A 14,790-nucleotide genomic window follows, 5' to 3' on the forward strand; every position below is an offset into this window, starting at 1 on the left:
CCATCCACTGATGGTCCCTTTAACGAAGCGGCAGGATTCACTTTATGTTACGGTCCGCTGATTTGCTCGCTCCCTTACGGGATACTTTGTCACAGGGCTTCAACCTTAGGATCTCTCCACCAGTTGCCTGTCAGCTACGAGGCGACTTGGCTCTTACCTCGGTTGGACTTTCACCAACTAGCAATTAACGGCTTGCTGGGCGCGCTGGCCGCTAAAAGCGGGTTCCGCCTTTTCCGTTCCGGCTTGGTCAAGATCCCAAATGCCTTCGCTTTTTCGCCTTTTTCCTCGACCAGCCTTGGTTGACCCCTAGCTTTATGTGGGCTGCTCTAAGATGAAAAAACAAAAATCCGTCCCCATCGCCACTCATGTGGACGAAGGAACGGATTTTGTATCCTACCGGTAGATATGCATGTACGGCTCGCCTTTTACTGGGCGGATGTAGATCGCAAGCGGCTTGTTCATGGCTTGGACATACAGGTTTACATGCACACTTTTATCAAAAAGCTGATTGATGTTATTCGCTGCAAACTGGGTGAACTGCAATACCTCCGTCCGGGAGTCATACTCCGCCGTCGCCGTGATGGTCAGCTCGGTCAGATTGCCGCCCATGAAGCGGCCGACGCCCGTCATGCCGATAAAGTCCCGGAAGAACGTCTGGGATTCGCGCATGAACTTGTCGTATTGCAGGGACTGCTGGGCGTATTTTTTCCCCACCTCTGTACTTGGAAAGAGGAAAAACTCCTCGTCGATCGGCTGCCATTTGGAGATTGCCGACTCATTGGCATTGACCGTTCCCGACATGATAAAGTTCCCTGGCACCAGAGAAGAGTTCATTTCCGGCACCTGATAGAGCATGATCAGGATGGGTACCTGCAGATCGTTGGACCGCACAGACTGGACCATTTTGGCCGCCAATTGTTTGCCGCGCTCCTGAAGCTCTGCAATGGTATAGCGTTTATCCTGTCCGGTAGCGTCCTTGTATACAGGTGAGAGCGAGAGGCCCAGAGCCATCCCAGCCAGCTGCTGCGTTTCCTTGTTGAGATAATCATGCTCCAGGACATGAACGAGCAGCCCGCTTTTTCGCTGTCCGGTCTGCTCTCCAGCCTTCTCTTCCGCGATCCATGCCCGCACCTGCTCCTTCTTGATATACTGCCCTTCCTGGAAGAAGAAGGAGGAAGTCGGAAACGTGTCTCTGGCAAATTCCATCATCCCAAGCTCCAGGTGACTAAAATCAATGCGGAATTTGTTTTCCAGGAGCATGCCCCGTGTCTGATTGGGCTTGTAAGGCATGATACTGCCGTAATAATCCTCCGAGACCTCAATGACCGGAGACAGGGATGGGGTACTTGGTTCGACGACCCGTTCCTGGCCTGTCGGGAGGAACGAACATCCTGTCGCTGCGACCGTTAGCAGCCCAGCCGCTACTAGCTTGCATCGTGCCCAAAACTTCGCTTTCATACGTTACTCCTTATCCGAAATGAGCGTGTCAATTCCATTTTTTCCACCTGTCATTGGTGAGCGAGTAGATCAAGGCGGATTCACCGATGCCGACCCACTTCGTCTTCCCTTCCCCAGGGGCGACCACGATCAGTTTCTCCGGCGCCTTGGCATTCAGCATGCGCCACTCGCCACTCTCTTTTTCAAAAACGCCCTGCTCCGTCGCTACGGCCAACACGCCTGTGCGCCGATCAACAGCGAGCGAATACGTCTGCTCCGCCTGCGGCAGCAGCTCAGACTTCCATTGACCGTCTTCATGGTAAAACAAGCTGAACTGCGCTGCGACATATAGACGGTTCTCTACGGGATTGAAGTCCATCGCATAGACCTCCTGATCCATCGGCAGCCACATCTGCCATGTCTCGCCCCCGTCCAGCGATTGGTAGATTCCTTCGCCGGAGACGAAAGCGCACAGCCGGATTTGATCGTCTTCCTCAATCCCGACGAAGCTGCGGATGTTGGCTGGCGTCGGCAATCCCGTACCGATTGTGCTCCAGTTCTCTCCGCCATCCAGTGAATGCATGACGCCTGCATCCCCTGCGATCAGGATGTGATTGGGATCACCCGGATACACATACCAACCGACGATGTCTCTATACTCCAATTGAGAGGAAACCAGTCCCCATTTGCCTTGGTCGACCGAATGGTAGAGGCCGGCATTGGTGCCGACCCATACCTGCTTCTCGTCGCGCATCGACAGGTTGTGGACGGCTCCCCCTTTTTCCAATACTTCCTGATAGGTGAACTCCCCTGGCAGTGCTGCTGCTGTTACGGGTGAAGAAGGTGGCTTTTTCTGTCCGCTATCGCTGCAGCCCGACATGCTTGCCAGCACGATCATGACTACTCCCCATCGCCAGAATTTTCTCAAGCTCCATCACCGTTCCTTCCGTTTGCTGTAGCGCAGCCCCCTGCGAGGATTACTTGCTACTTTCCAATATTTGCAGAAAACCAGCCTCGTCCATCACTGCTACACCCAATTTCTCCGCCTTTTCCAGCTTGGAGCCCGCCTTTTCACCTGCGATCACCAGATCCGTCTTTTTGCTCACGCTGCCGGTCACCTTGCCTCCGAGGCGCGCAATCGTCTCCTCCGCTTCCTGGCGAGACATAGCCGACAAGGTCCCTGTCACCACGATGGTTTTGCCGCTGAACGGGAGGTTTTCTCCAGCTTCTACACGGACACCCTTGTAGGCCATGTTCACCCCTGCCGCCTTCAGCCGCTCGATCACGGCCTCTGCCTGTGGCAGGCGGAAGTATTGATACAGGCTGGCAGCCATTTTCGGACCGATCTCATCGATGAGGGTGAACTCCTCTTCCTGCGCCTGCGAGATGGCATCCATATGTCCAAAATGCTCGGCCAGCACCTTGGCTGCCTTGGCTCCGACCAGGCGGATTCCGAGACCAAACAGGAGGCGCTCCAGGGAGTTTTCCTTGCTCGCCTCGATCGCAGCCAGCAGATTGTCTACCGATTTTTCGCCCATACGCTCCATCCCGAGCAGAACATCGCGCTGCTGATGCAGGTAGTAGAGGTCAGCGACACTGTGAATGATCCCGTCGTTGTACAGTTGCGCCACTACTTTTTCCCCTAGGCCATCGATATTCATCGCCGTGCGCGAGACGAAATGGATGATCCCTTCGCGAATCAATGCCGGACACATCGGATTGATGCAGCGCAGAGCCACCTCATCCTCCAAGCGCACCAGCTCGCTGCCGCATTCCGGGCAGTGCGTCGGCATGGAAAAGGGCGTCTCGTCTCCCGTCCGCCGCTCCGGCAGAACCGCGACGATCTCCGGTATGATGTCGCCTGCCTTTTTGACCACGACATGGTCGCCGATCAACAGGCCTTTTTCACGGATGATGTCTTCATTATGCAGGGAGGCGCGCTTCACGGTCGTTCCCGCCAGGCTGACAGGCTTGAGCAGCGCAGTCGGCGTTACCGTTCCTGTGCGCCCGACAGACACCTCGATTCCCTCCAGGATCGTCACAGCTTCCTCGGCGGGGAATTTGTATGCAATCGCCCATCGCGGGCTCTTGGCAGTGAAGCCCAGCTCCTCTTGCTGCGCATAACTGTCTACCTTGATCACCATGCCGTCGATTTCATACGGCAGGGTGGGACGTTTTTGCGTCCAGCTGTGAATGAACGAAATCACTTCGTCGATGTCCGAGTACGTGCGCCGCTCCGGATTGACCTTGAAGCCCAGCGACTCCAGCAAATCAAGTCCTTCGCTGTGCGACTCGACACTCTCCCCCTGCAAATCACCGATTGCATAGATGAACGTATCCAACTGCCTGGATGCAGCGATTTTGGGGTCGAGCTGGCGCAGTGAGCCTGCAGCCGAATTCCGTGGATTCGCAAACAGCGGCTCGCCGCGCTCTTCCCTTTCTTTATTCAGCTTTTCAAAAGCTGGCTTGGGCATGTAGGCTTCCCCGCGAACCTCCAGCGTCAACGGCCGGCTAAGCCGCAGCGGGATCGAACGAATGGTCCTCAGGTTTTGGGTGATATCCTCCCCTGTGGTCCCGTCTCCACGCGTCGCTCCCTTGACGAACAAACCGTTCTCGTAATGCAGCGATACGGCAAGCCCGTCAATTTTCAGCTCGCAAACATAGCGCACTGCCTGATTGCCCACCGCCTGGCGAACTCGTCTGTCAAAATCCCGCAGATCTTCCTCGCTAAATGCATTGCCCAGGCTGAGCATCGGGGTCTTGTGCACCACCTTTTCAAAGAAAGGCAGCGGCGCCCCGCCCACTCGTTTCGTCGGAGAATCAGGCTGGGCCAGGTCCGGGAAATTCTCTTCGAGCGCAAGGAGCTCCCGAACCAATTGGTCGTACTCCTGATCGCTGATTTCCGGTCGATCCTCTTCATGATACAGACGGTTATGCCGCTCGATTAGTTTCGTTAATTCTTCTATACGCTTTTCCGCTGTCAATCGATCCATATCATCCGTTCATCCTTTACTCGACAGTATCCTGCTTATCCGCGTTCAATCGGAGCAAACTTGGCCAACAGCTTTTTAATCCCGACCGGGCTGGCAAACGCGATGTCCAACTCCATATTGTCGCCTTCTCCCTTTACCTTCACTACGGTTCCCACGCCCCACTTGCCATGCTTCACCTTTTCGCCGACCTTCCAGTTAATCCCTGCTCCGCCGCCATGTCCAGGCAATTTATCCCCCGCCTGAAAGGCTGCAGACCGCGAAAAGGGAGATTGCGCCGTTCCCGCAGGCCTTGTCGGGGCTGTGTTCCTCGATAGTCCGCCTGCCGGTGTGGCAAAGCTGGAGGAGCGGAAGGCAGACTCGCGCTGGCTGGAGAAGCCTCCTTGCCCGTATCCGCGCTCTGACACCAGATTGCTTTCCATCAGCTCTGACGGGATCTCCTGGAGGAATCGGGACGGAGCGCTCGCATTCGTGCGCCCGAACAACGTCCGCATGCGGGCACAGCTCAGATATAACTGCTCCTCTGCACGGGTAATCCCGACGTAGGCCAGACGCCGCTCTTCCTCCATCTCTGTCTCGTCGAACAGGGAACGGCTGTGCGGGAAGACTCCCTCCTCCATTCCGATGAGAAAGACGACCGGAAACTCCAGCCCTTTGGCGCTGTGCAAGGTCATCAGCACCACCTGTCCCTCAGCAGAGACTTCTTCTGGAGCATCCTCTTCGCCGAGGGAATCGATATCCGCCACCAGAGCCAGATCCGTCAGGAAAGCCAAGAGGCTCTTGTCTTCGTTTTTGCGCTCAAACTCCTGGGTGACGGAGAGAAACTCGTCGATGTTCTCCAGGCGGGCCTGCGCTTCCAGCGTCTTTTCCACCTGTAGGGATTCGCGGTAGCCGGTACGCTTCAACACTTCCTCCACCAGCTCTGTCACGCTCAAATAGTCCGTCATCTGCATCAGATTCGTGATCAGGTCGTTAAAGGCGAGAATCGCATTGGTCGTGCGCGCAGGCAGCCCCATGAAGCCAGCCTCCTGAATCGCCTGGTAGAGCGACTGTCCGTGCGCGTTGGCATACGCCTGCAGCTTCTCTACCGTCGTATCGCCGATATTGCGCTTCGGCACATTGATGATCCGCGTCAGGCTGATATCGTCATCCGGATTGGAGATCAGGCGCAGATAAGCGAGGATGTCCTTGATCTCTTTGCGATCGTAGAACTTCGTGCCGCCGACGATGGTGTACGGAATGTTCGACTTCATGAACACATCCTCCACCACGCGGGACTGCGCATTCGTCCGGTACAAGACCGCAAACTTGTCATAGCGCTTGTAATCCGCCATCAGCTTGCGGATCGTATCGACGATAAAATAGGCTTCCTCATGCTCAGAATCGCCCTGATAGCAGGTGATTTTATTCCCTTCCTGCTTCTGTGTCCAGAGTTTTTTCTCTTTGCGCAGCTTGTTGTTGGCAATGACCTGGTTGGCTGCTTGCAGGATCGTTTTGGTGGAGCGGTAATTTTGCTCCAGTTTGATCATTTTTGCTTCCGGATAGTCCTTTTCAAAGTTCAGGATGATGGAAATATCCGCACCGCGCCATTTGTAAATGCTCTGGTCGGCATCCCCCACGCAGCAGAGATTGCGGTATTTGTCCGCCAGCATGGAGATCAGTAGGTACTGCGCGCGGTTCGTATCCTGGTACTCATCCACGTGGATGTAGCGGAATTTTTTCTGATAAAACTCCAGCACTTCCGGCACTTCTTTAAAAAGACGCACCGTCGTCATGATCAGATCGTCGAAATCAAGCGACTGGTTGTTTTTCAGCTTCTTTTGATACAGTTCGTACACCTTGGCGGCCACCTGTGAAAACGGGTCTCCGGCCAGGCGTGCAAAAGTTGCAACGTCCGTCAGCTCGTTCTTCGCCGTGCTGATTGCGGACAAGATCCCGCGCGGTTCGTACTGCTTCGGATCGATGTTCAGCTCCTTCAAGCACTGTTTGACCACGGACAACTGATCTCCGGCATCCAGAATTGAAAAATTGCGGTTGATGCCCAATCGGTCGATGTCCCGGCGCAAAATCCGCACGCATAGGGAGTGGAACGTAGAAATCCACGTCTCTTGTGCTGCCACCCCGCCAATGATCGACGCGACACGGTTCTGCATCTCCCGGGCCGCTTTATTGGTAAAGGTAATCGCCAGTATGCTCCACGGCGCTACCTGTTTGGCACTGATAAGGTAAGCAATCCGCTGCGTAAGGACTTTGGTCTTGCCACTGCCCGCTCCGGCCAGGATCAGAACTGGCCCTTCTGTGGTAAGAACAGCCTCCTTTTGCTCCGGATTTAAACCTGCTGTGATTCGGTCCACGTACGACATATGTATGAATCCACCTTTCCCGTCCATCAACGAAAGCATATGTTCCTATTTTCGCACAGATCGAGGTTCAGTTCCAGTTGGGATATGGGAAATGGAAAAATCCACCTTACCCCTCTTTGCCATTCGGCAACAAGGGCTCATACATCAGCAACGCGTGGTTGTCCGTCACCCACTCCTCCTGCTGCCATTCTCCATCGATGCTGTACACGTTCCGGTACAGGCGGTTCTTGCGTTCGTATCCACCCCACAGGGACGGTTGGATGGCATGATCCTTTTCCACAATTTCATAGCGGCGTGTAGCGGGCATCGATGCGCGCCACTCCCCGACCAGATGCGTTTGCGTCAGGTACAGATGGAGCTGGTAGGGCTGTTTGGTCTCATTTTTGATCTGCAGGTCCATGTAGTTGTAAAAGCAGGTCGCGCCGCTGCCAAAAGGCTGTGTGCGATTGGCGTCGGGAAAGACGTCGTAGCTGTGCCGGTGCCGCTCCGTAACGGTCATCGGCGTGTGGATCGTCATCCAGAACAGCAGATTGGAAAGCTGGCAAAGCCCCCCGCCGACGCCAGCCGTCACACGTCCGTGCGACAAGAGCATGCCGGGGAGATACCCCTTGCTCCTTGTCGGTTTTCCGATCAGCTTCCAGTAGGAGAAGGTCTCTCCCGGCTGGACAACGATTCCGTCCAGTCTTTGCACAGCGAGCCGCAGATTGGTTACTTTATTGTGCTGCATCCACATCTCTACATTTTTTAATTTTCGCAAGAGCGGTGTCTGATGGCGAAAATGGACATGCGCAAAAAGCTCCTTCTCCCGTTTCCGGGCGTACTTTTTTTGCCCAAACAGCCATTCCCCATAACGCTTGAGACGGTAGTAGCAGATTCCTGCGGCAAGGCGCCATCTGCTCCGTTGAATCGGTTTCATTCCGTGGCACCCCGTTCTTTTGTCGTACTTTGCTCTACCTATTAAAACGAAAAAAGACGGTGATTGTTGCACCGCGCATGCGAAAGACAAGCTGGCGGAACGGCAAGAGGATGTGAAAACGTAAGAAAGCCGAGCGATCAGGTGATCTACTCGGCTTTTGGTGTACGTATTCTTTTTCGTCAAAAACGGCTTACGATCCCTTCACCGCAGCGACGGTAGCCAATGCCGCTGCCACATCCTCATAGACCAGGTTGCCGACGACGACGGTGTCGGCAATATCTGCCATCTCGGCAGCCTGCTGCGGCGTACGGATGCCCCCGCCGTAAAAGAAATGGGCCTCATGCACGCCTGCCTTGCAGCCCCTGACTACCTCAGGATCGCCGTACTGTCCGCTGTATTCCAGATAGACAATAGGCAAACGGCATATCTGCGTCGCTACCTGCGCGTACGCTTTGGCCGTCGCACTGTCGGCGATCGGACGAGCCTGGGTCCGCTTCGCCGCTCCCGCTTCCGGGTTGGCGATCAGATAGCCCTCGGTTATGATCTCATCCCAGTGTATATAGGACCCGTATGCCAGCAGACCCGATACATGCGGCGCAAAGATCATGTCCGGATCCCCGGCGTTTATGACAAGTGGAACAAAATACGAATCAAAGCCAGGCACGACCGCCTCCAGCGAGGAAATCTCCAGGATGGTCGGCACGGCGTAGCGGCGGATTCGCGACATCAGCTCGAGCGTGTTGTCATACGTCACGCCGTACGTGCCGCCAACGATGATTGCGTCTGTCCCTGATTCGCAAATGGCTTCCAGCTCCGCGTCCCCGATCGTCTTGTCCGGGTCCAGCTTAAACGTATGGCGCCAGCCACGATAATCAATCACCCGTTGTTGCCTCCCTATTTGCCGATCCGCTCCAGCGCCATCTGATAGCCGTCATTGCCGTAGTTCAGGCAGCGTTTGACACGCGATATGGTCGCGGTGCTCGCACCGGTCTCTGCTTCGATCTGATTGTACGTAAATCCTTTGCGCAGCATGCGCGCTACTTCCAGGCGTTGTGCCAGGGATTGCATTTCGTTTACTGTGCACAGATCATCAAAGAATTGATAGCATTCCTCGATGGTTTCCAATGACAGGACGGCTTCAAAAAGCTGCTCGATGCCTTTTCCCTTCAATTTCTCCAGTTGCATGCCATTCACCCCGTTTATGGTTACGCTTCTGATTTCCCACTGTGAAATTTTTAAGCGCTAAAGTCCCATACATATCATAAAAGAAACGGGGGTAGGCTGCAAGCACTTACTGAAATTTGAGGTGCTGGGCAAGCCCTGGTGCATTCGGCACGATTTCGACCCAGGTCTGGCCAGGCAACAAAGGCATTTCCTGTGTCATCGCGTCATCTGCATACGCCTTGATTACCCCGTTGCTGCGCTTCCATTTCACCTTTTTGGCCTTGCCTTGCTGGAACAGGTAGCCGTCTCCCGGACCTACCACGTCGACTTCCCGTCTGCCCTCATTATCCAGGACCCGGTGGCGGGCAGAGATGACCAGCACATTGGTCGCCGACAACTGCTTGTTGTCGCTAAGGTCGATATGCTCCTTGCCGTCTGTGAAGCGCAGATACTTTTTCTGCTCGGCATCGTATTGAAAGCTTGCCTTGTTCAGCGAATGAAACTCGATCTCGATCGTCGAAGCAGGCTCTCCGTCGGCGATGACGGCATCTTCGGGCAGGAAGGAGAAATGGATCGGTTCTGCCGTCGTCCGCATTCCCTTGTCGATCATCGCTTGCTCGAGCAATTCTGTGTTGGTGTACAGATTATGCGGCGCTTTGCGGAATTGCTCCCGCCAGAAATACCTGCCGTTGGGGATTTCGTCGAGGTGGCTGTAATCCGATCTGGACAAGGTTTTCAAGGCATCCGGACTGCCTCCCGCATGGACCAGCATGGCATCGAAGCCGACACCCAGCTGGATAAAATACGGGCGGATACTGCGTACAGGACCGATGACATCCGGTTTTTGGCTTTGGAAGACGCTTAGGAAACGGGTCATCTCTCCCTCTGCCAATACCTCGTAAATGATGTCCGCCTGGTTCAAGCCCGTCTGCGGCCGGGCAGGAGGTGCATTGTTGATCATCACCATGATCGGGCGCTGTTCCGGCGGCTGATTGGTGCCGAGCCCGGTCAATGGGGACGTATAGGGATAAGTCGGTTCTTGCGTGGCAGGTGCCTCTACAATGGGAGCGGGCGGCTGCTCGGGTGCCGGCTTCGGTTCTACAACGGGCTGTGAGTTGCAAGCCGAGAGCAGCAGCAGCGAAAGTAGTACGAGTGAGGTTTTGATGTTTCGTTGCATGGAATCGCTCCTTCCTGAGTTCTCTTTTCTTTTCGCTTTTTGCAAAAGCGAATCCTGCCTTCCACATGTTTTCCATGATTCTCATACGGCTCTTTCACACATCGCATTTTTTGCTATGCTACAATGGAAGAAAAAGAGTGATGCAAAGCGAGGGATACACCATGGAAACTCCCTACCTCGTCTATCTCGTGGACGATGAGACCAACCTCCTGGAGCTCTTGCAATCCTACCTGGAGAGCGCGGGGTTGCAGGTGAGGGCTTTCGCAAACGGGACTGAAGTCGTCTCTGTATTAGAAGACGAACAGCAGCCGCATCTCTGGATTCTGGACATCATGATGCCTGACATCGACGGCTACGAGCTGCTGCGGCTGATCCGTCAAAAATCGGACGTCCCGATCATTTTTATTTCGGCACGCGATCAAGATGTAGATAAAATCATTGGCTTGGAGCTGGGCAGCGATGACTACCTGGCGAAGCCTTTTCTCCCTCGGGAGTTGGTGATCCGGGCGAAGAAGCTGCTGCAGCGCACCTATGAAAAGGCCGTTCATGTCCCCGCTCCGACACAGACGTTCCAGGATTGGGTGCAGATCGGTCCTTATCTGATTTCCGAAAAAGGGCGGCAGGTGAAGGAAGGCGAGGAACTGATCGATTTGACTACGAAGGAGTTTGAGCTGATCATCTACTTTTTGCACAATCTGGGCTTGGCCCTTAACCGCGAGCAGATTCTCACCTCCATCTGGGGGGATGACTATATCGGTTCGGATCGGGCGGTCGATGATCTGGTCAAACGAATCCGCAAGAAAATGAGCAAGTTCCCGCTGGAGACCGTCTACGGCTTCGGCTATCGCCTGACCCGCGTATGAGCAAATTCCGCCTGAAAAACCTGCCGATCTCCCGGCAAATCCTGATCCTGTTCATGGCGCTGACCTCGATTTTGGGGCTGGGGCTGGGTTTTGGCTATCCCTTGGCCGTCAAGCAATACCTGGTGAACAACACCTACGCGCTCCTGGAGGATGAACTGTATACCTTGTCCGAGCATATTACGTTCAATGAAAAGAACGAACTGCTTACTGTGCCCGCGACGGCTCCCTACTTTTTGCAGCTTTTGCTTTCGCGATACGAGTATTCGTTCGATATGATCGTGTATTCTACGGACGGCCGTCATCTCGGCAGTCGGACCAGCGGCCGCATCACCTATGAGGACAGCATGGATCTGTTTCGAGAGGCCGCATCCCATCCATCCGGCAAGATACGGCACGGGTCGTTGGAACGCCGCGACGAAAGCTACCTCTTCGTCAGCAAAAAAATGGACTACCACGGTTTTCCTTATTATATAGTGCTTTTCTCCAAAGAGCAGGAGCTCAACCAGATCAACGCCATCCTGACCCGCCAGTTCCTGCTGGTATTCAGCCTGCTGCTGGTGTTTAGCTGGGTCTTGGCCATCTGGTTCAGCGGGTATTTGAGCAAGCCGCTGCGCAGTCTGGAAGAGCTGTGCAAAAAGATCGCCCGCCGCCAGTTTGATATTCCGCTGACGATGGACCGCGGCGACGAGATCGGACAATTGGCCCGTTCCTTCGATTCGATGAAAAACCAGTTGAAGGAGTATGACGAATCGCAGCGCCACTTTATCCAGAACATCTCGCATGAGCTGAAGACGCCGATCATGGCGATCCAGGGCTATACCCAAGGTCTGATCGAAGGCGTCTTCCAGGGACCTCAGGCGGAAAAAGGGCTGACGATCATCATGGAAGAGAGCAAGCGCTTGGAAAAGGTAGTCGGGCAGCTTCTCTACCTGACCAAGATCGAGTCCGTCGCCCAGATGATGCAGATGGGGCGCGTCGATCTCAGCGAGATGTTCCAGCTATTGAAGGTGCGCTTGTCCGTCCTGAACCCGCAGATCGAATGGAAGCTGGACCTCCCCGCCTCCCTGGTCATCGAGGGAGACGGCGAGCAGTTGAGCACCGCTTTCGTCAACCTCCTGGAAAATCAGCTTCGCTACGCCAAGAGCCGATTGGTCATTACCGGCAAGCAAGAAGGCCAGCAGGTGATCATCTCCATCTGCAATGACGGGCCGCCGATCGAAGAAGCGCTGCTGCCGCAGTTGTTCCAGCGGTTCCGCAAAGGCAAATCGGGCAAGCACGGCCTGGGCCTTGCCATTGCCAGAGCGGTCTTCGAGGCGCATGACGGCACGATTGTTGCCGCAAATGCGGCGGAGGGGCCTTGCTTTACGATGACGATTCCGGTCAAGCCGGGTGAATAAGTGGAATATGTTATATCATTGCAGAAGCCCCTTCTTCCAGACGGAAAATGAGGGCTTCTTGTGTTACTGGAAAACCACTTCGTCGTAGCCGGCGAGCGTCCTTCATTTACGTAACCCTAGCTTCGGGTGTTTCCGAAAAACCCAACTCTTGAATCAAGCGATACAGAAAGTAGAGACCTCGCATTTGGAGTTTGATCGTTTTATGCATGTAAGTTCGGATACTTTCAGCAAGATTTATCGTATACTCGCTGTTTTGTAAATCAAAAAGGGCAATGGATTGCTTTAAGTTTACAGTCTCCTCGGAATATACAGCGTTCTGCAGCACCTGAATCATCCTGATTTTCATAAGATGTTCTTCGTGATAGAGACGGTATTCGTTATCAGGGTCCCGCTCAACCGTAAACAAACCCATTTTCTCCCAGTATCGGATTGCTGATTTCGAAGCCCCCGTTAGTCTGGAGACCTCGTCGATGCGGAGGCGTTGGCTAACCTCGTAAGTTTGACGACCTTCAACATATGATTTCAACTCCTTTTCCAGTTGATCGAAACTTTCCTTCTCCCGATGAAGCTCAACCTCCCTTTCCCTAACGATCCACAGTGCGTCTTCCAACTCATTTCTTTGCAGACCATGCAGGACTGCGGTTGTCACTTCCATTCCAAATGCCGGAGCCATGGCTTGAATACAGGCCAGATAGGCTTCATGCCGTTCCGAATACATCCGGTAACCATTTGCGGATCGCTCCGCAGGGGGGATTAACCCCTTCGCTTCGTAGTTCCGCAATGTGTTGGTGCTCAAGTTATATTTCGCTGCCAGTTTTTTGGGTCGATACTTCATGCAATCCCACCTTTAGAAAAATAGGTGAACATTAAAGTACTTGTAACGTTTTTCTATTCTTTTCACCGATTTCCTTCATGTATTTCCCCAAACCTTCCAATTCGCTTACATGTTGTATGATAGAGTTAAAGCAATTGCGAGGAGGAGTCAGCATGATCATGAAACCAGTATTCCGTTCTGACATGACCATCGAGGAGATTGGCGAAGTAGGCAATCAGTATATCGAATCGACATGGAAGCCATTGTACAATTCGTTGTATGACCGGTTGACGATCGCTTTTTCTGAAATCGGGGATGCTGCCTACGGTCAGTATTTGGACCAGTTGATGCCTGCCATTTCTGATGGACTTGAGGACGCAGGGTTCGAGGCCACAGAACCAATCAAGGAACATGATTTCGTAATCGGGAAATGTCTGCTATTTCGTAACTCACTTGAAAAATGGGGCACCGAAGAAAATAGATCCAGAATTTTCTGGAATGTGATACGCAGGAAAGAAAGTCAACAACCTATTGGAACCTTACTGACGGAAATCCCTCATTCTCATCTGAAGTTCGAGCTTCCTTCGGCACCTGTACTCTATTCGCTAAAAGAGCATGAGAGGAAACAGATTGCACAAGGGATTCGACAGATCAAGCAAAGAGAGTCATGGTAAGGAGAACTGCTATATGACAGTATGAAACAGCATCATATTTATTTTCTGGAGGGTAGCGCATGAGACACAAGATTATGGAATATGTGGTCAACAACCAAGACTCGGGGCCGTACGGAATCACTGCTGGGAGAGACTGTGTTATTTGGTTTACACAACAAAAGGGAAATCAGATCGGGAGGATAGACGCTGGAGGAGCAATCCATTCTTTCCCCATTCCGACAGCAAACGCTGGAGCAATGTCTATCATTATGGATCGGACGGGAAACCTGTGGTTCACAGAATATAACGCAAATAAGATCGGACGAATGTCGATGAACGGGCAATTTACAGAATATGAGCTGTCGTCTGAGGGCTCTGCGCCCTTCGGTATAACAGAAGGCCCTGACGGTGGGATCTGGTTTACCGAGATGAATAACGGGAGGATCGGAAGGATAACTGCGGAAGGAGAGATTACTGAGTTTGATCTGCCTGCCCCGGGTACGTTCCCCTCTTTTATTACTTCAGGTCCTGACAGCGCGTTATGGTTTACGCAGAATCAAAACAATACGATCGGAAGAATAACCATCGATGGTGAAATAACGGAATTTCCCATTCCCACACCGAATTCCGGGCCTGTTGGCATTACGAGCGGGCCAGATGGGGCCTTATGGTTTGTGCAAATTATGTGTAATCGGATCGGAAGAATTACTATTTCAGGCGAGATCAAGGAATTTGAAATTCCCACACCAAACGCTCGCCCCCATGCTATTGTATCCGGAACGAATGGAGATCTTTGGTTTACGGAATGGGGAGGCAACAAAATTGGCCGAATAACCATCGATGGAAAAATTACGGAATATCCGATACCTACGAAGAATGCAGAGCCGCATGGCATTACGATAGGTGCAGACGGGGATATTTGGTTTGCTGAAGAGTGCAATCAAATTGGTCGTCTGATCCTCCTACCCTCGTTGGAGAAAAAAAAAACACAAATTGATCTTGGAAGGGGAGAGTAA

The 14,790-nt window shown here is 53.3% G+C and carries 14 protein-coding genes; 5 read left to right on the forward strand and 9 right to left on the reverse strand.

Translation table 11 applies throughout. The features are described 5' to 3' along the window. The coding region (locus EDM58_RS26030) for a hypothetical protein (RefSeq protein ID WP_221175418.1) at positions 1-303 on the forward strand (303 nt) is incomplete at its 5' end. Positions 304-393: 90 nt separating this feature from the next. Here the strand turns inward: EDM58_RS26030 and EDM58_RS15920 are convergent. The 8 genes from EDM58_RS15920 to EDM58_RS15955 form a co-directional block, all read right to left on the reverse strand. After that, entirely contained in the window at positions 394-1,458 is a 1,065-nt protein-coding gene (locus EDM58_RS15920) for a CamS family sex pheromone protein (protein WP_122914220.1), read from the reverse strand. Between the two features lie 28 nt (positions 1,459-1,486). Next, complete coding sequence (locus EDM58_RS15925; RefSeq protein WP_122914221.1) at positions 1,487-2,365, reverse strand: WD40/YVTN/BNR-like repeat-containing protein; 879 nt, start codon at positions 2,363-2,365, stop codon at positions 1,487-1,489. A gap of 49 nt (positions 2,366-2,414) precedes the next feature. Beyond that, positions 2,415-4,430: an NAD-dependent DNA ligase LigA gene (gene ligA, locus EDM58_RS15930; protein ID WP_122914222.1), complete on the reverse strand. Its 2,016-nt coding sequence runs from the start codon at positions 4,428-4,430 to the stop codon at positions 2,415-2,417. Between the two features lie 35 nt (positions 4,431-4,465). Then, the gene (gene pcrA / locus EDM58_RS15935; RefSeq protein ID WP_122914223.1) at positions 4,466-6,790 is read right to left on the reverse strand and encodes a DNA helicase PcrA; all 2,325 of its coding nucleotides are present in this window, start codon (positions 6,788-6,790) and stop codon (positions 4,466-4,468) included. A gap of 106 nt (positions 6,791-6,896) precedes the next feature. After that, complete coding sequence (locus tag EDM58_RS15940) at positions 6,897-7,706, reverse strand: VanW family protein (RefSeq protein ID WP_122914224.1); 810 nt, start codon at positions 7,704-7,706, stop codon at positions 6,897-6,899. Between the two features lie 190 nt (positions 7,707-7,896). Then, complete coding sequence (pcrB, locus tag EDM58_RS15945) at positions 7,897-8,586, reverse strand: heptaprenylglyceryl phosphate synthase (RefSeq protein ID WP_122914225.1); 690 nt, start codon at positions 8,584-8,586, stop codon at positions 7,897-7,899. 14 nt (positions 8,587-8,600) lie between these two features. Further along, entirely contained in the window at positions 8,601-8,891 is a 291-nt protein-coding gene (locus tag EDM58_RS15950) for a YerC/YecD family TrpR-related protein (protein ID WP_023556537.1), read from the reverse strand. Between the two features lie 106 nt (positions 8,892-8,997). Next, complete coding sequence (locus EDM58_RS15955) at positions 8,998-10,047, reverse strand: DUF3048 domain-containing protein (RefSeq protein ID WP_122914226.1); 1,050 nt, start codon at positions 10,045-10,047, stop codon at positions 8,998-9,000. Between the two features lie 161 nt (positions 10,048-10,208). Between EDM58_RS15955 and EDM58_RS15960 the strand changes: the two genes are divergently transcribed. After that, positions 10,209-10,910 (forward strand): response regulator transcription factor, encoded by a 702-nt coding sequence (locus EDM58_RS15960; protein ID WP_122914310.1) that lies wholly within the window; start codon positions 10,209-10,211, stop codon positions 10,908-10,910. Continuing rightward, a complete protein-coding gene (locus tag EDM58_RS15965) occupies positions 10,907-12,307 on the forward strand; it encodes a HAMP domain-containing sensor histidine kinase (RefSeq protein WP_122914227.1) in 1,401 nt (466 codons plus the stop codon). The genes EDM58_RS15960 and EDM58_RS15965 overlap by 4 nt, the downstream gene beginning before the upstream one ends. Before the next feature lie 106 nt (positions 12,308-12,413). Here EDM58_RS15965 and EDM58_RS15970 read toward each other — a convergent pair whose 3' ends face one another. After that, positions 12,414-13,142 carry a MerR family transcriptional regulator gene (locus EDM58_RS15970; protein ID WP_122914228.1) on the reverse strand — a complete coding sequence of 243 codons (729 nt, stop codon included), beginning with the start codon at positions 13,140-13,142 and terminating at the stop codon, positions 12,414-12,416. A gap of 152 nt (positions 13,143-13,294) precedes the next feature. Between EDM58_RS15970 and EDM58_RS15975 the strand changes: the two genes are divergently transcribed. Both EDM58_RS15975 and EDM58_RS15980 read left to right on the forward strand, forming a co-directional pair. Further along, positions 13,295-13,795: a DUF6022 family protein gene (locus tag EDM58_RS15975; protein WP_122914229.1), complete on the forward strand. Its 501-nt coding sequence runs from the start codon at positions 13,295-13,297 to the stop codon at positions 13,793-13,795. Between the two features lie 59 nt (positions 13,796-13,854). Beyond that, entirely contained in the window at positions 13,855-14,790 is a 936-nt protein-coding gene (locus tag EDM58_RS15980; RefSeq protein WP_122914230.1) for a Vgb family protein, read from the forward strand.

The organism is Brevibacillus panacihumi (assembly GCF_003710985.1).
Lineage (GTDB): Bacteria > Bacillota > Bacilli > Brevibacillales > Brevibacillaceae > Brevibacillus > Brevibacillus panacihumi.